The sequence below is a fragment of the Blautia wexlerae genome (genome assembly GCF_013300825.1).
GTDB classification, from domain to species: Bacteria; Bacillota; Clostridia; order Lachnospirales; family Lachnospiraceae; genus Blautia_A; species Blautia_A wexlerae_B.
Genome location: NZ_JAAIMY010000011.1, coordinates 71318 through 92807, shown reverse-complemented (window position 1 = coordinate 92807; position 21490 = coordinate 71318). Strand labels below are relative to the sequence as shown.

The 21490-nt window shown below is 42.3% G+C and carries 16 protein-coding genes and 1 pseudogene; 14 read left to right on the top strand and 3 right to left on the bottom strand.

Annotated elements, in window-relative coordinates:
- Nucleotides 1-48 precede the first annotated feature (48 nt).
- The 5 genes from G4417_RS07755 (at nucleotide 49) to G4417_RS07735 (ending at nucleotide 6476) form a co-directional block, all read left to right on the top strand.
- A complete protein-coding gene (locus G4417_RS07755) occupies nucleotides 49-606 on the top strand; it encodes a phosphatase PAP2 family protein (protein WP_173683222.1) in 558 nt (185 codons plus the stop codon).
- Nucleotides 596-3733: an ATP-binding protein gene (locus tag G4417_RS07750; RefSeq protein ID WP_173683221.1), complete on the top strand. Its 3138-nt coding sequence runs from the start codon at nucleotides 596-598 to the stop codon at nucleotides 3731-3733. Before G4417_RS07755 ends, G4417_RS07750 begins: the two co-directional genes overlap by 11 nt.
- Before the next feature lie 344 nt (nucleotides 3734-4077).
- Nucleotides 4078-4545, top strand: a complete 468-nt coding sequence (locus G4417_RS07745; protein WP_055054114.1) for an Hsp20/alpha crystallin family protein — start codon at nucleotides 4078-4080, stop codon at nucleotides 4543-4545.
- A gap of 186 nt (nucleotides 4546-4731) precedes the next feature.
- Complete coding sequence (locus G4417_RS07740) at nucleotides 4732-5199, top strand: Hsp20/alpha crystallin family protein (RefSeq protein WP_019160363.1); 468 nt, start codon at nucleotides 4732-4734, stop codon at nucleotides 5197-5199.
- Nucleotides 5200-5324: 125 nt separating this feature from the next.
- Nucleotides 5325-6476, top strand: a complete 1152-nt coding sequence (locus tag G4417_RS07735) for a J domain-containing protein (protein WP_334296874.1) — start codon at nucleotides 5325-5327, stop codon at nucleotides 6474-6476.
- Nucleotides 6477-6625: 149 nt separating this feature from the next.
- Here G4417_RS07735 and nudC read toward each other — a convergent pair whose 3' ends face one another.
- Nucleotides 6626-7474: an NAD(+) diphosphatase gene (gene nudC, locus G4417_RS07730; RefSeq protein ID WP_173683219.1), complete on the bottom strand. Its 849-nt coding sequence runs from the start codon at nucleotides 7472-7474 to the stop codon at nucleotides 6626-6628.
- A gap of 286 nt (nucleotides 7475-7760) precedes the next feature.
- Between nudC and G4417_RS07725 the strand changes: the two genes are divergently transcribed.
- Nucleotides 7761-8891 (top strand): Ldh family oxidoreductase, encoded by a 1131-nt coding sequence (locus G4417_RS07725; protein WP_173683218.1) that lies wholly within the window; start codon nucleotides 7761-7763, stop codon nucleotides 8889-8891.
- 288 nt (nucleotides 8892-9179) lie between these two features.
- Here the strand turns inward: G4417_RS07725 and G4417_RS07720 are convergent, their stop codons facing one another.
- Nucleotides 9180-9623, bottom strand: coding sequence for a phosphate-starvation-inducible PsiE family protein (locus G4417_RS07720; protein WP_173683217.1), 444 nt, complete (start codon nucleotides 9621-9623; stop codon nucleotides 9180-9182).
- A gap of 261 nt (nucleotides 9624-9884) precedes the next feature.
- Here G4417_RS07720 and G4417_RS07715 point away from each other — a divergent pair, with 261 nt between their 5' ends.
- The 8 genes from G4417_RS07715 (at nucleotide 9885) to G4417_RS07680 (ending at nucleotide 20871) form a co-directional block, all read left to right on the top strand.
- A complete protein-coding gene (locus tag G4417_RS07715; protein WP_173683216.1) occupies nucleotides 9885-12848 on the top strand; it encodes a hypothetical protein in 2964 nt (987 codons plus the stop codon).
- 365 nt (nucleotides 12849-13213) lie between these two features.
- Nucleotides 13214-14248, top strand: coding sequence for a uroporphyrinogen decarboxylase family protein (locus G4417_RS07710; protein ID WP_117675997.1), 1035 nt, complete (start codon nucleotides 13214-13216; stop codon nucleotides 14246-14248).
- A gap of 126 nt (nucleotides 14249-14374) precedes the next feature.
- Nucleotides 14375-15193: a methyltetrahydrofolate cobalamin methyltransferase gene (locus tag G4417_RS07705; protein ID WP_173683215.1), complete on the top strand. Its 819-nt coding sequence runs from the start codon at nucleotides 14375-14377 to the stop codon at nucleotides 15191-15193.
- A 76-nt stretch (nucleotides 15194-15269) separates the two neighbouring features.
- The gene (locus tag G4417_RS07700; protein WP_173683214.1) at nucleotides 15270-15905 is read left to right on the top strand and encodes a corrinoid protein; all 636 of its coding nucleotides are present in this window, start codon (nucleotides 15270-15272) and stop codon (nucleotides 15903-15905) included.
- A 140-nt stretch (nucleotides 15906-16045) separates the two neighbouring features.
- Nucleotides 16046-17779, top strand: a complete 1734-nt coding sequence (locus tag G4417_RS07695; protein ID WP_243268841.1) for an ASKHA domain-containing protein — start codon at nucleotides 16046-16048, stop codon at nucleotides 17777-17779.
- A 56-nt stretch (nucleotides 17780-17835) separates the two neighbouring features.
- Nucleotides 17836-18372, top strand: coding sequence for a DUF2284 domain-containing protein (locus G4417_RS07690; protein ID WP_173683213.1), 537 nt, complete (start codon nucleotides 17836-17838; stop codon nucleotides 18370-18372).
- Between the two features lie 205 nt (nucleotides 18373-18577).
- Nucleotides 18578-19213, top strand: coding sequence for a cobalamin B12-binding domain-containing protein (locus G4417_RS07685; RefSeq protein WP_173683212.1), 636 nt, complete (start codon nucleotides 18578-18580; stop codon nucleotides 19211-19213).
- A 107-nt stretch (nucleotides 19214-19320) separates the two neighbouring features.
- Entirely contained in the window at nucleotides 19321-20871 is a 1551-nt protein-coding gene (locus G4417_RS07680; RefSeq protein ID WP_202048507.1) for a PucR family transcriptional regulator, read from the top strand.
- 208 nt (nucleotides 20872-21079) lie between these two features.
- Here G4417_RS07680 and mscL read toward each other — a convergent pair.
- Nucleotides 21080-21489 (bottom strand): annotated as a pseudogene (gene mscL / locus G4417_RS07675) (large conductance mechanosensitive channel protein MscL).
- Nucleotide 21490 lies beyond the last annotated feature (1 nt).

The window sequence follows — 21490 nt, the reverse complement described above, 5'->3', positions numbered from 1 at the left end:
AAAAGTAGGGTAAAATAATGCATATGCTGAAAGAATGGGAGAAAAGATATGAGCATTGAATTAAATATTCTGGACTGGTTCCAGACTCTACACACGCCGTTTCTGGACAAATTGATGGTGTTTATTACGAGCTTGGGGAATGCAGGGATTATATGGATCGTGATGACGATAGTATTTCTTCTGATTCCTAAAATGAGAAAAACAGGTGCAGTTATGACAGCTGCTTTGATAATAGATTTATTACTTTGCAATGTAATATTAAAAAATCTGGTGGCAAGGACAAGACCTTATGATGTAAATACAGGAGTGCAGCTTCTGGTATCCAGACTTCATGATTATTCTTTTCCGTCAGGACATACAGCGGCGGCATTTGCTTCGGTAACTGCTTTATATCTGGCAGGAGAAAAGAAGCTGTGGAAACCGGTTCTGGTTCTTGCCTGTCTGATAGGAATATCAAGATTGTATTTGTATGTGCATTATCCCACAGATGTTCTTGGCGGAGCCCTGGCAGGCGCTATATCAGGATATCTGGGATATCGGTTCATCCAGACCATTTTTTACAGAATAAAACAAAAGAGGGAGGGCTGTGCCAAAAGTGAAGAATAAGAAAAAGAAATCCAGTATTATTCAGGTCAGTATCGGTGTTCTGGTAGTTATTCTGGCTATCCTTATTATTATAATGATGGGAATTGTTTCTGATATTCAGGGAACGGCCCGTATTGTAAATTATACCGGTTTAGTCCGTGGAGAGACACAGAGGATCATCAAGCTGGAGGTTACCGGGGAACAGGACGATGCAATGATCCAGGAAGTAAAGTCTTTCATTGATGGTCTGCGCAATGGAAATACGAAACTGAATCTGGTATATCTGAAGGATAGGGATTTTCAGAATAAAATGCAGGAACTGGACGAAGGCTTTTCTGGTCTGTATAACGAAATCTGTTTAGGGAGATCTGAAGGATATGAAAAAACAGATATTATATCCAGAAGTGAGGATTTCTTTGTGATCTGTGATGAAGCAACAGGTCTGGCCGAAAAATATTCGCAGAAAAAAGCCACATCCTTATCATTGCTTGAAAAATATATTACAGCAGATATTGTTGTATTGATGCTGCTGATCGCATATGAGTTCATCAAAGCAATACAATATGCTGCAATGAACCGTTTGCTGCAGCGAAAGGTATATCTGGATGATGCAACGGGACTTCCGAACAAAAATAAATGTGAAGAATTGCTGAGTGAGACAGAACCGGATGCAGATACCGGTGTCTGCAGTTTTGATCTTAATAATCTCCGGCGTATTAATGACAGCAGAGGTCATGAAGCCGGTGATGCCTATATCCGTAGATTTGCCATCTGTCTGCGGGCTTCCATGCCGGCCGAGCAGTTTGTGGGAAGAGCCGGTGGAGATGAATTTCTTGCAGTTACCCATGGACTGGACAGGGAACAGATGATACAGTGCCTTGAAAAGGTGCGCAGGGATATGACAGAGGAATCCAGAGTGTATCCGGATACTCCCCTAAGCTATGCGGTGGGATTTGCACTGGCCGGCGATTTTCCCGGAAGTACAATGAGAGAACTGTTTAATTGCGCAGACAAAAACATGTATATCAATAAGAATCATGTGAAACGGGAAGAGGCTGCAGCAGAAAAGAATCAGGGATATCAGCTGTTAAAGCTGCTTAATCAGCATGGCAGTAATTTTTCAGACTGTCTGTATTGTGATGCCAGGATGGATACCTATCGGGCAATTCGTTCCAGTGAAAATTTTTTCCTGGCCTCTGATGGTGCATATTCCGGAGCAGTGGAACAGATCATAGAGGAACAGATTGAAAAGTCCTGTCAGGCAGATATCCGTGAAGGACTGCAGATTTCGGAGCTTCAAAAGAAGATGCATACGAAGGAAGACGTGCTGGAATATGAGTATAATATCGGGAAACAGGGGGCATATAACCGCCTGACACTGATTCCGGTGGACTGGGATGAGGACAAAAAGCTGCATCATTTTCTTCTGGCATTTGAAACCATCCGAAAGACTTCTGAAGGTCAGACAGGTGCAAAAGAGCAGCTTCAGCTCTATTATGAACAACTGAAACAGTCAATCCTGGAAAATGACAGCTATGTGGATGCGCTTCTGGAATTGTCAGATGTGATCTATACAGTAAATCTGACAAAGGATGCTCTGGAAAGAAGGATCGTACTGAATGGAAAAGAACAGAAGAGTCGGGAACTTTTTATGGACTATCCGCTTCCATGTTCTTATCGGGATTATTGCTGGGAATATGAGAAAAAAATCACCCAGGAAACAATTGCCGGTTACTGTATGACAGATAATTGTGAAAAGCTTCGTAAGAGGTTTGAGAACGGAGAAACCAATATGTCTGTGGAATATTGTGCCCGCGAAGACGATGGAAGTATCCGTTGGGTACAGAAAACAGTTCTGATGACCAAAATGGTGGTGTTTGATACAGAAATTCTTGCTGAGGTGCCTATGATCTATGCGATCATTCTGCTGCAGGATACCACACAGAGACATGAACGGGATGAGCAGGAACAGGCGCGCCTTCAGGCAGCATTCAATGAGATGCGTGCCGAGAGCAGGGCAAAAACCAATTTCCTAAGCCGCATGAGCCATGATATCAGGACACCTTTGAATGGTATTATTGGTCTGTTAAAGATTGACGAGACCCATTTTGAGGATAAAGCACTGATACGGGAAAATCATAAAAAGATGAAGATAGCAGCGGATTATCTGCTCTCCCTTATCAATGATGTTCTGCAGATGAGTAAAATAGAGGAAGGTCATATTGTTCTGACTCATGAATATATCTGTCTCAAAGATCTGGTCTATGAGATTGAGAGTATTATCACTCACAGGGCAGCAGATGAGGACATTCAGTGGATTTATGAGAAAAATAAGGAGGATATTCCCTATCCTTATGTCTATGGAAGCTCACTGCATCTTCGCCAGATTTTTCTGAATATCTATGGAAACTGTATTAAGTATAACCAGCCGGGAGGAAAGATTACTACGGTAATGGAGGCTGCAGATGTACAGGATGGAATCTGTACATACAGATGGACGATTTCTGATACAGGTATAGGGATGAGTGCAGAGTTTCTGAGCCGCATTTTTGATCCGTTTTCACAGGAAAAAACAGATGCCCGGAGTGTTTATCAGGGAACCGGTCTGGGAATGGCGATTACTAAGGGATTGATTGAGCAGATGAATGGAAGTATTGAAGTGACAAGTCAGGTGGGCGTTGGAACTGTGTTTGTCATTACCATTCCATTTGAGATTGCCCGGGAACAGAAAAAGGATAAGGAAATTGCTGAGAAATATGATATTCGTGGATTGCATCTGCTGGCAGCCGAGGATAATGAGCTTAATGCAGAAATCATAGAAATGCTGCTGACAGATGACGGTGCCAAGGTTACAGTTGCAAAAAACGGCAGACAGGCGGTGGAGTGCTTCGAAAATAATTCTCCGGGAACCTTTGATGCCATATTAATGGATGTTATGATGCCTGTTATGGATGGCATTGCAGCAACAAAAGCCATACGTGCCATGGACCGGCCAGATGCAAAAACAATTCCGATCATTGCAATGACTGCAAACGCATTTGAGGAAGATGCCAAAAGATGTCTCGCAGCCGGTATGACCGCACATCTGGCAAAACCATTTCAGATAGAAGATGTAGAGAAAACTATTGTGGAGTGCTGTGGAAAGTAATGTCATTTGTAAGGTCTGGTGTTATGAGTAAATTATCATAAATAGAGTTAAAAGTCTGGATGATGAAAATATGAGCAGAGAAAGGCGTAAGTCACAGAAATGTGGGTTGCGTCTTTTTTTGTCGGTTCACAAATTCTTCACAAAAAAATTAGCACTCACCTCTTGACAGTGCTAATAATAAGTGTTATATTACAGCTAGAACAAAGGAAGGGGAACAAAAAGAGAACAAAGAAATAAGTTCCATGAGATTCCGAATAACCTAAGTTCCAAAGAAACAAGGTAAAGATGCATAACTGAGAGTCCATCATATATAGATGGACGGTATAGAAAAGGAGAGATGACTTATGTTGATGCCTAGTATTTTTGGAGAAAATTTATTTGATGACTTTTTTGGAGATTTTCCATTTTATTATGATGACAGAGCAATGAAAGATACAGAGAAGAAACTTTACGGACGCAGAGCCAGCCATATAATGAAAACCGATATCAAGGAAACTGATAAAGGCTATGAACTGGTCGTAGATCTTCCGGGATTTACCAAAGATGAAGTAAAGGCTGATCTGGAGAATGGTTATCTGACTATCAGTGCAGAGAAAGGCCTGGATAAAGATGAGCAGGAAAAAGAGACAGGACATTATATCCGTAAGGAACGTTATGCAGGTGCCTGCAGCCGTAGCTTCTATGTAGGTAAAGAAGTTGAGAAAGAAGACATTAAAGCAGAATTCAAACATGGTATCCTCACATTATTTGTACCAAAGAAAGAAGCAAAACCAGCAGTAGAACAGAAGAAAACAATTGCCATTGAAGGCTGATGAATAAATATTCTGACTGACCCGTTAAGGGTCAGCCAGAGATTAAAAACAGATATAAAAAATAAAAGCTTACACTAAAAGATTGAAGATAAAAGGTTGAAAAAACCTGTAAAGATAGATTTGGAAAGTAAATCTGGCGAACAGATTTGACATATATAAAATATATTAGAAAAGGAGATATGACTTATGTTAATGCCTAGTATTTTTGGAGAAAATTTATTTGATGACTTTTTTGGAGATTTCCCATTTTATTATGATGACAGAGCAATGAAAGATGCAGAGAAGAAACTTTATGGACATAAAGCAAATCATGTAATGAAAACTGATATCAAGGAAATGAATAACGGATACGAACTGGTTGTAGATCTTCCAGGATTTAAGAAAGATGAAGTTCATGCAGCACTTGAAAATGGTTATCTGACCATTAGTGCAGAGAAAGGCCTGGATAAAGACGAGAAAGAAAAAGAGACAGGACGTTATATCCGCAGAGAACGTTATGCAGGTGCCTGCAGTCGTAGCTTTTATGTAGGTAAAGAAGTACATCAGGACGACATCAAAGCAGAATTCAAACATGGTATCCTGACATTATTTGTTCCGAAGAAAGAAGCAAAGCCAGCAGTGGAACAGAAGCACAGCATCTCCATTGAAGGATAATAAATGCTAAGTTACAGCAACGGGGGGTCAAATCTTTTGGCTTCCCGTTGTTTGCATAATGAGGATTGCAGAAATATGAAATCAGGAATGATTGCGTTAGAATGTGTTTATGAGGGAAGGTGATGATATTGAAAAGAGACTACTATGAAGTTCTGGGCGTGAACAAAAATGCGGATGCAGCAACGATTAAGAAAGCATACAGAAAACTGGCCAAGAAATATCATCCGGACAGCAATGAGGGAAATGCTTCGGCAGCAGAGCATTTTAAGGAAGTAAATGAAGCCTATGATGTTTTGAGTGATGAGAAGAAGCGTAAACTATATGACCAGTTCGGCCACGCTGCTTTTGAAGAAGGCGCCGGTAATTATGGAAACGCACAGGGAAGTCCTTTTGGCAGTGGCTTTGGCGGAGCACAGGGCAATCCTTTTGGTGGCGGTTTCCATGGCTCGTACAGTGATGGCAATGGTTATCATGAATATCATTTTGAAAATGGCGAAGATATGGATGATATCCTGAAGAACATCTTTGGTGGTGGATTTAAGAAGAGTAAATCATCAGGTGGTTTTGGAAGCAGCGGCTTCGGTGGCAGTGGTTTTCACGGAAGCGGTTTTGGCGGATTCGGAAGTAATGGAACTGATGGTTTCGGCAGTGGCTTTGGTACAGGCGGAAGTGATTTCCGCAGTCAGGGCTTTGGTGGTTCTTACAGCAGTAAAGGTGAGGATCTTCATGCAGAGGTTACTGTCAGCTTTGATGAAGCTGCTTTTGGCGGTAAGAAGGTTATTCGCCTGCAGAGCAGCAACGGTGGTGTCCAGAATTATGAAGTCAATATTCCGGCAGGTATTGAATCCGGTAAGTCTATCAGACTTAAAGGAAAAGGATATCCGGGAGTGGGCGGAGGTGAAGCCGGTGATCTGCTTCTGAAAGTAAATGTTCAGGATAAACCGGGATATAAACGGGAAGGCAGAGATGTTTATACAACTGTAAATATCCCATTTACAACAGCAGTATTTGGTGGTGAGGCAAAGGTTCACACCATTTACGGTGATGTTCTCTGTAACATCAAACCGGGTACTCAGTCCGGAACGAAGATACGTCTGAGAGGTAAGGGTATCGTTGCCATGAACAATCCGTCTGTACACGGTGATGAATATGCAACTGTACAGATTGAAGTTCCGACAAACCTGACACCGGATGCAAGACGGAAACTGAAAGAATTCGAACAGGAATGTAATGGAAGCCGCAGAAGCCGTGGATTTGGCAGCGGGAGTGCGGCGTGAAGAGTAATCAGAAATATTTTTGAGAATATAGTGAAGCAATTTTACAGAGAAACGAAAAGGATACATGCACAATAAAATCACAGTGCATGTATCCTTTTGGCATAATAGGGAAAAATATTCTATGAGCTTTTTCTGATATAGAATATTGTTTATCTGGGTTCTTTCCCATCACGGAAGAGTATCATCATTTCTTTGGTCAGGCTGATATTATTGCCCTGATCCGGGATTTTGTCACGTTCTACCCACTGTGCCATGGAGAGTTCTTCATGGTCAACAGTCAGGGTATCATCACCGTCTACATCACAGAAGAATCCAAACAGCAGAGAGCTGCTGAAGGACCATGGCTGGCTCTTGTAGTAGCGGAGATTTTTGACTTTCAGACCTACTTCTTCCATTACTTCACGGTGTACGGTTTCTTCGATGGTTTCCCCGATTTCTGCGAAACCTGCAATCAAAGCATAGCGTTTGAAGCTGCGTCCCTCATATTTGGAGAGGATGATCTTATCTCCATTTGTAATCCCCACAATAACAGCAGGGCACAGAACCGGATATTCGTGATTGCCACAGGAAGGGCATTCCATCATACGTTCCTTTTGGCTGTGAATCATTGGTTTTCCGCAACAGCCACAATGCTGACGATTGCTGTACCACTGGAACAATTGATGTCCTGTAATTCCTGCAAATGCCAGATGTTGCGGATGTGCAGTACGCAGGACACGTACATCTTGAAATTCATAGTCAGGAAGAAGTACAGTATCCAGATGTGGGATCAGATAAAAGCGCTGGTCATCAATGGAGAAGAGGTAGATATAGTTCACATAAAGATTATCGAGCCTTCCATCTAATTCCTGGAAACGTGGAAATGTGATCGCCTCTTCACGATCCTGCCGGGGAAGAAGAATTCTGCCATTTTCATAGGTGAGGATGAAGCTGTCTTTATCCGGGGCAGAGGGTTTGTATTCGTTATGGTAAATATGTGGTGCGATGTCTTGAATCATAATGTAATAGTCCTTTTCTGAAAAATATGAGGAGATAATGAGAATACCTGAAAGGTACAGACTGTTTAACGGTCGGTTTATTATCTGCTCATAGTATATTCCTGAGCTTTTATAAAAGCAAGAGACAAAAATATCTGATTATAAAAAGATATTTTCCAAAACAGTAAGCTCTGAAAAAAATAAAATAGCGTATTGCACTTTGAAAAAGCAAGTGGTATAATCAACTTAGAAAATTGGTAATACCAAAAAGAAAACGAGTAATACTTCAAGGAGGGCTTTTACAGTTATGGGTTACGTGAAATGGAGTTATGACACATTAAATACTTTTTGCCACGACGTATTTCGGAAGTTTGGTTTCAATGAGGAACAGACCAATATTATTAAAGATGTTTTGCTTACCGCAGACCTGTACGGGATTGAGAGTCACGGAATGCAGAGAATGGTAAGATATGATAAAGGAATTGAGAAAGGTACAATTCATCCGGATGCGGAACCGGAGGTTGTATTTGAGACGCCTGTATCAGCAGTGATCGACGGACATGATGGAATGGGACAGCTGATCAGTCATTTTGCAATGGAGAAAGCAATTGAGAAAGCGAAAACAACAGGTGTTGGTTTTGTTTCAGTAAGAAATTCCAATCATTTTGGTATTGCTGGATATTATGCGGAAATGGCTTCTAAACAAGGACTGCTTGGAATGGCATGCACTAACTCAGAAGCGATTATGGTACCTACCTTTGGACGTAAGGCAATGTTAGGCTCCAACCCGATTGCAGTAGCAATGCCTGCAGAACCTTATCCTTTCCTTTTTGACTGCTCTACAACAGTTGTAACCAGGGGAAAACTGGAAATGTATAATAAATCAGGCAAACAGCTTCCTGAGGGCTGGGCTCTCGGAGCAGACGGACATGAAAGTACGGATGCACCGGCTGTACTTGCAAACATTGTCGGCAAGAAAGGCGGCGGAATTATGCCACTTGGCGGCAACAAAGAGGTAAACGGAAGCCATAAAGGTTATGGATATGGAATGCTCTGTGAGATTTTCAGTTCTATTCTTTCTATGGGTGTTACTTCTGATAAATGCTGTACATTTAAAGACAAAACAGGTATCTGCCATGGATTTGCAGCAATCGATCCTGCAATCTTCGGAAATGCAGATGATATCAAGGCGCATTTCTCAGAATATCTGGAAACTCTTCGCCAGAGTCCGAAGGCCGAAGGTGCAGAGCAGATTTATACTCATGGTGAGAAAGAAATTATGGCAGAAAAAGAACGCAGGGAAAATGGCATTCCAGTAAATGACAATACTATGGTTGAACTGGCTAATCTCTGTAATTATCTGAAGATAGATTTTGGAGCTTATTTTAAAGATTATGAGCTGCCAAAAGACAGTAAGTTTTTCAGCGGAAATTATTAAACATAAATTATTAAACAGAAACCATCTTACTGATAATATTAACTATAAAATATTTTAAATATACCTTTTTTTGAGACAACTGTTTATCAGTATGTGGAAATAAAAAAGACTGCATAGTTTGGTGCTATTTATAAAAATTACAGATAGTACCGGGTATGCAGTCTTTTTGTTGCTGTTTACGTCAATCCGCATGCAGTCATCCAACGAAGTGTGTTTCTGTTCACTTCGTGTTCTATAATGTTTACTGGTAATGTCTTATGGAGTACATGGCTAAATATACAGTAAACTTTAATGCGTTTCTGCGTCTTTATTTTTATGCGAGTTCATGTCATCGTTGTCGGTCATGAGATATTTGCGGATGCCGAAAAGAATCGCAATACTGATCACGCCGAGAAGTGTCTCATTTGGACCAAGATGTTCAACGACCATCTGACGTGCAGTGGCGAACATCAGGACTTCGACAACAGTCTGTGCGGAATGCTGGCAGAGCATTTTTACAAACTCTACACCGACTACCAGGGACAATGCCTGGGACAGGAAGCTGGTGAAGAATTCTGTATCCATATCAGGAACAGCGGTGCCTGCGACTTCCATGATCAGACGGATTCCGGCCAATGCGATCACTACAAGGATAATGATGGATAACACGATTTCTGTGTAGCGGGAAATGTTGTAGATAATACTGTTAAAATGTTTACGAATGTTGTGGTTTACCTGTCTTTTAGGATTCATACTTAATGGAGTCCTTTCTATAATTAATTTAACCGAATCAAGCAAATAGCGAAAGCGGATTGACAATATCCGCCTGGTTTGTGCATATTCTTGAAAGATTGACAAAATTATACCGTGTTTTATAAGGCATGACAAGTAGAAGCACAGACAAAAATATATTGACAGACTACCCGGGGGGGGGGGATATTATGAAAATTGAATTAAAATAGTTGACCAAGTATTCCTGGTAGAGTTTTATCGGGTGGTCAAAAGGAGGAAAATATGGCAAAGAGAAAGACATCAGCAGCACTGGCATGGATGCTGACTGCAGCGATGGCAATTAATTCTGGAAGCGTTGTATGGGCTGCAGAGGATGGTATGATTTCTGTGGAACGTATTGATGCAGGCGAGACAGCGGAGTTTTCGGATTCTTCCGAAGAAATTAGCAGTCTGGTAAATGAAGCAGGAGAAAATGTTACAGAAAATGAAGATACAGTGACATTCTCTTCAGGGGAGTCTGTAAGTGCGTTGGCAGATGGAGACGAAGAAACTACAATTACCGGTGTAACTGTAAGCAATCCGGAAAGTATTCCGAGCGTTTTTTACAAACAGTTTCTGGATCAGTCATTTGGAGATACCGGTGAACTGGATTTGAAAAATGCAGTAAAAAATACCACGTTTAATATTAACCTGTCAAATGGTGAAAGTAAAACAGTAACAGGTTTGGGCGAAGTAGAAGGATATGGAACAGTTTCTATTGATGATCCATACGATGGCTATAGAAATTATCCGGAAGGTTCTCATCCTCTGAGCTTAAAGATTGGTGCAGGAAAATATGATACAGATTATAATTATTCTGTTCAGGATGTAAAAAATATGCCTGAGGATTATAAGGTATCTGTTCAGTCCGATGATGCATTTATTCCTGTAAAATCAGTTGCGGATGGATTAAATATTAAGAGATTTTATTTCGAAAATACATCTGATACGAAAAAGACTTTTCAGATTAAATTTAACAGCCAACAACATGACATTGACAGAGCATTGGTTTCAGTAGATAGAAAGAAAGCGGAACGTATGGAAAGTGTAACCAGTGCAGATCCCTTTTTAGTTGAACTGGAAGCAGGAAGTAAAGCATATGTTGAATATAGCGGTTCAGCTGATGCAGTTAATATTAAAGAGAAGAATCTGGATATTAAGAGTGTACGGTTATTGACTCCACAAATATTTAAGGATCTTGGCGATGAGTATGGAAAATATACATATAATTTAGATCGACTGTCTGTGGAGGTAAAAGCTGAAATTGACGGAAAAACTGTATACTATACTGGACGTGACATTTCACAGCTTGGTGGAATAAATTACGAAATAGAAAATGCTACAGGAAAAATATGGGACTTACCAGACGGGGAATACTCATTAACATGTAGTTTTGGCTCTCTGCCAAAAAAAGTTAATGTAGAGAATAAACTGCAACTGGTAAGCTATCATGATTACTATAAAGAGAATGAAAATCCGGTAGGAGAAGATAGTAATAGCATTACAGTGGAATTCGATAAGGGAAAACCATATAATGATTCTATGTGTGTTGGCGCTACAATTAAAACTGTAGGAACTTATGTAGTGCAGATTAATTATAATGATACAGTAAATGTGAACGAAAATGAATTTGAAGCTTTCAAATGGGGAAATAATGTATATCATCATATGGGTGGCGTGATGAAGCTTACATATAATGTAGGAAAATTTTCACCAGGACCATTGCTTGTATGGGCTAAAAATGCGAAAAGTTTTACAGTTACAAAGGTAAGCAAAGAAGAATTAGAAAAATTATGTGAGAAATGTGCAAAGCTTAACAAGTCTGATTATACGGGAGAAAGCTGGGCGCAGTTAGAAGCACAGTTAAAAAATGCCCAAGAACTTTTAGCACAAACGGATATTTCAGAAAATCAGATGGCAAAGGCGATTGTAGATTTGAATGAAGCTATAGAAGCATTACAGAAGTCTTCAGAACCAATAGTAACACCAAGTCCGGATCCAGAACCAACAGTAACACCGAGCCCAGATCCAGAACCAACAGTAACACCGAGCCCGGATCCGGAACCAACAGTAACACCGAGCCCGAATCCAGAACCAGACACTCCATCCCAGCCTACTCCGGCACCAGTACCAGAGGGATATCCAGACGGAACAAAATCTGATGTGAACGGAAACTTTACAACTCCGAATGGTACAGTTATTAAGAATGACGGAAGCATCACTCTTCCGGATGGTAGTGTACTCAAGGCTGATGATCAGGGTAAGAAGCCTTCTATTGATAAGGAAGGAACTGTCACAGATACAAATGGAACAACTGTAGATGTAAATGGAAATATTACGCTTCCGGGTGCAGATTTAAATGATTCAACCGATAATATTGCTGTTACTACAGGCAAGGATGGCGTCAGACCACAGTATATACAGAGTGAAGGTGCTGTTATCACAGCAGAAGGCAGTGTGATCAGCAGACCTGGCCTTGAAGATGTTGAAACCGGAGCCGGCTGGAAAGTAACCAAAGAGGGTATTGCGACTGATACAGAAGGCAATGTATATGATGTTGATGGCAGTGTCAGAACCAGTGAAGGAACCTATACAAAACCTGCAAAAGCAGTTGTAAATGAAACACAGGATTCCGGAAATACCGCAAAAGTCAAAATGACAGAGTGCAAGGGAGCACAAGGTTATGATTATGTTATTGGAAAATCTGCTGATCTGCTTCAGACAAGGGAATATGAAAAGGTTATAAAAAATCAGTCTTCAGCAGAAGCATCATTCCGATATACAGATAAGGGTACCTGGTATGTAGCATGCCATGCATGGACTCGAGATGCTGATGGAAAGAAAGTATTTGGTCAGTGGTCTGAGGTTCAGAAGTTAGAAGTAACAGCTATTACACCAGAGATACCGAAGATTGAGAAAGTAGTCACAAAAGGTTCTAAGATAACAGTAACTTATACTGCATGTGAAGATGCAGAGGGATATGATGTTGTGCTTGGAACAAAATACATGAAAGCAAATGGTGAAAAGCGTCCAACTGATTACGGTAAGTATGTAAAGAAGGTGAAGGGAAACAAGGTAACTGTAACCTTTACAAATGTAAAAGCAGGTACTTACTATATTGGCTTACATGCATGGAATCGTACATCAGAAGATGAGACCAAGGTATTTAGCCAATGGTCAGAGACTGTCAAAACTAAGAAGAAATAGTTTGTATTATAATTAAAAATTGTAACTATAATGAATGAGACTGTAGCGTTTCAATGATATCTATTATTTATGGATAATGTTGAAACTACAGTCTCTTTTTATATCTTTGAATGTTTAGTGGTCATTTACTGAGCAGTACTGAAATGTGATATATGAAAACAGAGTTTATAGAGTAGTAAGTTTCAATGATAGTTCATACAAATTGTAGGAATCCGGATGGAAAAATTCCACATATCTGCTTATATATTTTGGAGTATACAAATGATACAATAAAATCATCGAAAACAAGATAAAGAGCGACAATTTAACTAAATAAATATGGAAATGTGGGGGCGTTTCCTGAATTATATGAGGAGGTAGATCGTATGTTAACACCAAAACAGAATATGCTTGAAGTAATAAAAGGCGGTAATCCTGACAGATTTGTCAATCAGTATGAAGCAGTGCAGCTTCTGTTTCATCCATTTATGTTTGCTAACCCGCTTCTTGAGCCGGGTCAGGAAAATGTGGTAAATGCATGGGGCGTAACAAATACTTTCCCGAAAGGAGTTCCGGGTTCTTTCCCTGTACATACTCCTGATAAGATCGTAGTAAAGGATATCGAAGACTGGCAAGATTATGTTCATGCACCGTCTCTGAAATTTACTCAGGATCAGTGGGATATGGTGAAAGCCCAGTATGATGCAGTTGATGGTGAGCAGGCTTTTAAAGCAGCTTTCGTAGCACCGGGATTATTTGAGCAGACGCATCATCTCTGTGAGATCAGCAATGCGCTGGTTTACTATATTACCAATCCTGATGAAATGCATGATCTGATCAAGTATCTGACAGAATGGGAGCTGGAGCTGGCAGAAGGTATCTGTTCTAATCTTCATCCAGATGCAATTTTCCATCATGATGACTGGGGCGGATTGGACAGCACATTTATGAGTCCGGCAATGTTTGATGAATTTTTACTTGAGCCATATAAAGAGATTTATGGATATTATCACAGCCATGGAGTTGAACTGGTTATCCATCATTCTGACAGCTATGCTGCAACACTGGTTCCGTCTATGATCGAGATGGGAATTGATGTATGGCAGGGATGTATGGAGACAAATAATCTTCCGGAACTGATTAAGAAATATGGTGGCAAGATCAGTTTCATGGGTGGTATTGAGAATCGCGCAGTAGACTTCGAAGGCTGGACAGATGAGAATTGTGATGCAGTTGTACGTCGTGTATGTGAGGAATGCGGTAATAAATACTTTATTCCTTGTATTGCGCAGGGTGGTCCTGGTTCTGTTTATCCGGGAGTTTACAAATCCCTTTGTGATTCTATTGATAAGCTGAATGAAGAGAAGTTTGGTATTAAGGCTTCTGAGTCTACAAGACTTCCATGGCAGATTATGTTTTAACTGAATCAAGCAAGTCCCCCTGCTTCAATTGCGAGGTGCAATAAGCAGCGGGTGGGGACTATTAAATAAATGGACTGATTTTTAGTCTGGCAAGAGTTGAAAGAGACAGCTGGAGGTGTTTGCAAAATGATTATTATTGGTGAGAAAATTAATGGTTCTATTCCGTCAGTAGCAGAAGCAATCGCGAAAAGAGACGCAGAGTTTATCAAAGCGAGAGCAAAACTTCAGGCGGATAGTGGAGCTACATATATTGACTGTTGTGCTTCTGTTCCGGAGGCAGAGGAAGTGGAAACCCTGAAATGGATGATCGATTGTATTCAGGAGGTTACAGATCTTCCGATTTCTATCGACAGTCCAAGTCCGGATGTTCTGGCACAGGCTTATAAGTTTTGTAAGAAACCTGGAATTTTTAATTCTGTATCAGGAGAGGGACATAAGATTGATACGATTTTCCCGATTATGGCAGAGCCGGGAAATGAGGGATGGCAGGTAATTGCGCTGCTGAGTGACAATACAGGTATTCCGAAATGTGCAGCAGACCGTTTGAAAGTTTTTGACAAGATCATGGCGAAAGCGAAAGAGTACGGAATTGCTCCGAACAGGATTCACATTGATCCGCTGGTTGAGATGCTTTGTACTTCTGAGGATGGTATTGCAACGAATATTGAGACGATCACAAGTGTACGTGAGCAGTATCCGACCATTCATATTACGGCAGCGATCAGTAATATTTCCTTTAATCTGCCGGTTCGTAAGCTGATTAATTACGGGTTCCTGGTACTGGCAATGAATGCAGGACTGGACAGCGGAATTATGGATCCAACAAATAAGGATATGCTTGGCCTTGTCTATGCAACGGAGGCACTGCTTGGTCTGGATGATTATTGTATGGAATATATCGGGGCTTACAGGGAAGGCCTGATTGGTACAGCGAAGAAGAAATAAGCTGAATCTGAAGAAGCTGTGTAAATGAATTAAGTGGTTAGAATCTGAAATTAAGAAATAACAGGAGGATTTGATTATGTCTAAGATAAATGAAGTTGCGGAATTAGTTGAAAAAGGGAAAGCGAAATTAGTAGGACCGGCTGTACAGGAAGCTATTGATGAGGGTGATGATCCGGTTGCGATTCTCAATGATGGTATGATCAGTGCGATGTCTGTAGTTGGCGAGAAATTCAAAAATGGTGAGATTTTTGTTCCGGAGATGTTGGTTGCAGCTCGTGCAATGAAGAAAGGTGTTGAGGTTCTGAAACCGCATCTGGCATCTGGTTCTACAGGTGCACTTGGTAAGGTTATCATTGCTACGGTTTCCGGTGACCTTCATGATATTGGTAAGAACCTGGTTGCCATGATGATTGAGAGTGCCGGATTTGAGGTGATCGATCTTGGGGTTGATGTTCCGGCGGCTAAGATTATTGAGTGCTATAAAGAGAATCCGGATGTTAAGATCATTGCGCTTTCTGCACTGCTGACTACTACTATGCCGGCTCTGAAGGAGACTGTTGAGGCGTTGAATGCGGCGGATTTCAGAGGTAATATTAAGGTTATGGTTGGCGGAGCGCCAATTACTGAGGAGTTTGCTGAGGAGATTGGGGCTGATGGTTATTCAGATGATGCGGCCAGTGCGGCTTCTCTGGCTAAGAAGTTGGCGGCCTGATCTGATTGGTTTATGCAGGTATTAGTATAAAATGAAAATATTATGAGGGGACTGCTCTGTGGAGTGGTCCCTTTGTGTTATGGAGTGGTATAATATTGTTGGTTGTTGTGATGCTTGGATTGGAAATGTGGGAGGTTTTTATGGCTTGGGTTAAGTTTGTGCGTGAAGGGATTGAGATAGAAGTGAATGCCGGGAGGTCTGTGTTGGAGGCGGAGATTCAGGCGGGACTGAGACCGGATGCGCCTTGTGGCGGTTTGGGGAAATGTGGGAAGTGTCTGGTTAAGATTAATGGTGAAGTGGTTAAAGCGTGTCAGGTGCGGATTTGTGAAGGTGAGACTTGTGTAGTGGAGACATTGGATAGGGCTGGCAATGAGAAGATTTTGACGGATGGATTTAACAGAGAAGTTGTGTTTGAACCGGGACTATGGATGGCTCAGGTTGAGCTGGAGAAGGCGAAAACAGGGGAGAAGCGGTCGGACTGGCAGAGGCTGCTGGATACGCTGGCGGAGACAGATGGTGAGGTTGAGCCGGGGCAGATGGAGGTGGATCTGAAGCTGGCGGGTGAATTGTATGGGATGCGCAGGGATTCTGATGAATGGTATGTGATTTACAGTAGACGGCGGATTCTGGAAATGAGGAAGGAAGCTGGTCGGAGGTGTCTGGCAGCGTTTGATATTGGGACGACTACCATTGCAGGGTATTTGCTGGATGGTGCGGATGGGAGGACTCTGGCAGTTGAGAGCAGGATGAATCCTCAGGCGCAGTATGGTGCGGATGTGATCATGCGGGCGAATTATGCGCTGGAGCATGGAACAGAAGCGTTAAGTATGTGTGTTCGGAAAGCGGTTAATGAGATGTTGGGAAGTCTGGCAGAGGATGCAGGGATAAGGAGAGAGGATATTTTTCAGGTGTGTGTTGTGGGAAATACCTGTATGCATCATTTGTTTCTGGGGATTTCTCCGGCTTCGCTGGTGCATGCGCCGTATACTCCGGCTGTGAGTGAGAGGCTTGTGCTGAATGCGGGGGATTACGGTCTGGCTGTGCAGGAGCGTGCAGAGTTGATCATGCTTTCGGATATTGCAGGATATGTGGGGGCGGATACCTGTGGATGTCTGCTGGCAATCAGGCAGGATCTGAGGGAAGAGATTTCTCTGATGATCGATATTGGAACGAATGGTGAGATGGTTCTGGGAAACAGGGAGCGGATGGTGACCTGTTCTACTGCGGCCGGGCCTGCTTTTGAGGGTGCGAAGATTGAGTGTGGAATGCGTGGAGCGGCCGGGGCTGTGGATCATGTGAAGTATGAGGATGGGAAGTGGAACTATACAACTGTTGGGAATAAGCCGGCGGTTGGTTTGTGTGGTTCGGGATTGATCGATCTGGTGGCGGGTCTTCTGGATGCTGGAATGCTGGATGAGAATGGTGTGCTGAGAAGCGGACAGGAGAAGCAAGATGCGTTTATTCTGGTACCGCCAGAGCGGGCCGGAAACGAGAGAGGGGTTTATCTGACTCAGAAAGATATCGGGGAGGTTCAGCTTGCGAAGGCTGCGATTGCGGCAGGGATTCGGATGCTTATGGAGAGGCTTGGGATTACAGAAGATGACATCGGTTCGGTATATATTGCAGGTGCTTTTGGCAACTATATGGATCCGGTCAGTGCAGGGAAGATTGGTTTGCTTCCGGCGACGCTTGTGAAGAAAGTGAAGCCAGTGGGAAATGCTGCTGGTGAGGGTGCGAAGATCGCACTTGTGAATGAGAAGGAAATGCTGGAGATGGATGAGCTGGTGAGAAAGATTGAATTCGTTGAACTGGCTGCTTCGGCTGATTTTCAGGATTATTTTATTGATGAGCTGGGGTTTGAGACAGGTGAATAATTTTATCTGCCTGATGAGGTTGCTATAGATTATACAAGAGAGTAAGGGGTTAGATTATGGATATAAAAAAAATAGAGCAAATGGGAATGGAACAGGGTTTTTCACATGTGGTATTGCTGGATTGTGATACGATTGAGCTGAAGCCGGAGGTGCGTCAGATGTGCGCAGCGGATACCTGTCATAAGTATGATAAGTGCTGGAGCTGTCCTCCGGGATGTGGCTCTCTTGAGGAATGTGAAGCGAAAGTCCGACAGTATAAGTATGGGATTATTGTTCAGACAGTTGGTGAATTGGAGGATGCTCTTGATGGTGAGGGAATGATGGAAACGGAAGCCAGACATAAGGAGTATTTTGTGAAATTTGAGAAGAAACTTCGGGAGATTTATCCGGATATGCTGGCGATTGGTGCGGGATGCTGTACGAAATGTAAGGTCTGTACTTATCCGGATGCTCCATGCAGATTTCCGAAACAGGCTTTCTCATCGATGGAGGCTTATGGGATGCTGGTAACACAGGTCTGCCAGGCCAATGATCTACAGTATTATTATGGGGATTGTACGATTGCTTATACGAGCTGTTACCTTCTGGAATGAATTTTGGCTACTTTACTGAGAACGGAATGAACAGTAATGTTCTCTGTGGAGGCTGCGGAAAGGGAAGTCAGTTTTCGTTGTAAATAACAGTGAGCTATGATAAAATACAGATATTGAAAGCGTAGAGCGTGTTTGAAAAATCAAAAAATCCTTCGCCGCAGGGCGGGGGATTTTTGGCAGAAGGTATTAAGGGTGGCTTGAGGATATGACAGTACTGGAACAGTTAAGAAAAACAATTGAAGACGGGCATCCGGGGGAGACAGAGAAGCTGGTGAGGGAGGCATTGAAGCAGCATATTCCTGCAGGGCGGATTGTGGAAGAGGCCATGACTCCGGCTATGCGAACAGTGGGAGAGAATTACAAATCCAATGGTGCGGATATTATTAAAATTCTGGCAGCAGCCCGGAGTGTGCGTAAGGGATTTGAATTGTTGGAGGAACAGGACTCGCAGTTTTGCAGGAGGAATATCGGAACTGTGATCCTTGGAACAGTGGAAGGTGATCTGCATGATGTAGGTAAGAATCTGGTTGCGCTCATGTTTCGTAGTGCCGGATTTAAGGTGATCGACCTGGGAGTGGATATTTCTGAGAAGCAGTTTCTGCGCGCAGTGAAACAGAATCCTGATGTGTTGATCGTGTGTATCTCCTCGCTTCTGAGTACTTCAATCCCAGAGATGGAGCAGGTGGTAAAGTCTCTGAAACGAAGCAGCAGTAGGCATAAATTTAAGATTATGGTTGGCGGAGGTGCAGTAACGGAGCAGCTGGCGAAGAATATGGGAGCAGATGCCTATACAGAGAACTGTATTGAGGCTGTGGAGGTTGCGAAGACGTTTATTGTGTGAGAACCGGGCTGACAGGTGCGTATGAGAAAGACATAATGTGAGTTAAATTGCTATAGAATTGACTGGTAAAATAGGTGCTTCAATTATGTGACAGGAGGATTGTAGACTTGCAGCTGTTATCAGTTTATTTATATGAAAAAATAAAAGAGAAATATGAAATTACGGAAAGGGGAACTTTATCCGATTCAGACGGATATCTGCGCCCCTTTTTGTGTTATGAAAAAAAAGAAACATTTCGACATGGGCATGTTTATGTGGTACAGAGATATGACAAAGAGTGGGAATCGGCAGTTCTGACTGCTGAAAATATACTCTGGGTATTTTGTGGGAGAGAGGAAATTGATGCTGCATCAGAAGAGCTTCAGCAGATTCCGTATATTCATATTGCACTTGATAGTCTGGAAGAAATAGCAGAATTTATGAATGATGTGCAGGAGATTTTTGATGCGGCTGATGAATGGGAACGGAAGATTCATGATCTGATGTTAGAACATGCCGGAATGGACAGGCTTTTGCAGGTGACATCGGAATTTCTGCAGAATCCGATGACTGTAACAGGACTGGATTTTACCTTTGTGGCGGAAGCGGGAAGCGAGTATCTGCCGCCGAGGGCGCGGCTGTATACAGATGACGGGTTGAATATGGAATATGTAAATGCGCTTCTGCAGAATGAGACTTATCGAGATATGGCAGATACGCATGAATATGTGATGTTTTCGGCTTACATCAGTGGATGTCGTTCGATGAACAGAAATCTGTTTGTGGATGGGAAAGCAACTCACAGGCTGGTTTTGACTGAGTGCAGATCAGAGATTACACTGAGAGTTATCTGTGTACTGGATATTCTGGTGGAGAAATTGGAGTATCTGCTTGCGCATGAAGCGGAGGAAGAAGATCCGGACAGGGATATGGAGCAGATTTTTGTGAGAATTCTGTCGGACAGGACTGCGGATTATATGCAGGTGAGCAGAGAACTGAGTGAACTGGGATGGAGCGGAAATCATGAATATATGTGCCTGATCCTGCAGATCACCTATCTGAATCAGCAGAATCTTTCCACAAAGGCAATCTGCCGATATATTAAGAAGAAATTTGAGGATTCAGTGAGTTTTCTTTATCAGGATGAAATTGTGGCATTTTTTGACCTTACCAGACTTGGAAAAAGCCAGGAGGAAGTAGCCGGAAAACTGGTTTATTTTATCAGGGATACTTATCTGAAAGCCGGATACAGCAGGGTGATGACAGGACATATGAATCTGAGACGGCAGTATGTGCAGGCGAAGACGGCTCTGGATGTAGGAAGCCGTAAGAAGCCTTATCTGTGGATTCATTATTTCGGTCAGGTGGCACTGACTTATATTCTGGAACAGGCAACAAGAAGATTGCCGGGAACAATGATCTGTCATGAAGGACTGCTGGAATTGAAGAAGCATGATGAGGAGAATCAGACTCAGTACATGGAGACATTGAGAGTGTATCTGGAGCAACATCTCAGTGCAACCCAGGCGGCAAGGGAATTGTTTATCCACCGCAGTACGTTTCTTTACAGGCTGGACAGGATTAAGGAAATCCTGCAGTCGGAGCTGGATGATCCGGAGGAGATTTTTTATCTGGAATTGTCGTTTAGGCTGCTGGAGCAGGAGCGAGAAAAGGAATAGAGACAGCAGAATAGTGTGTATGCAAAATATAATACAGTAAAAAGGACTGGCACATTGGCGAAAAACGTAATTTTCCGTCTATGACAGTCCTTTTGATATGTAATAATATGATACCGTTTAGTGTATCTGAAAAATGCGGGTCCCAAGATCAGAAAATCTTATCGTGCAAGCACGAACGACTTTGTGGCCTTTTGACCCTGATATCGGATTATTCTGCATTTTCTTCCGGTAACTGGGAAGTACAGTGTGGACAGCGTGTTGCTTTGATGTCGATTTCGCTCATACAGAATGGACATTCCTTGGTTGTCGGAAGGCTGGCTCTTCTTTCTTGGTACCGAGTGAGGTGACTTTGTTTACGGCTTTGAGCAGGCAGAAGAGGATGAAGGCCATAATGATGAAGTTTACTACGGATGCGATGAATGAGGATGCGAATCCGGATACATCCTGAAGTGTGTATGTAGCTCCACCTGTGAGTACGTTAAGAATCGGGTTGATGAAGTTGTCGGTCAGAGAGGTTACGATTCCGGAAAAAGCACCTCCGATAATAACACCGACTGCCATGTCCATGACATTGCCACGCAGGGCAAATGCTTTGAATTCTTCCATGAATTTTTTCATT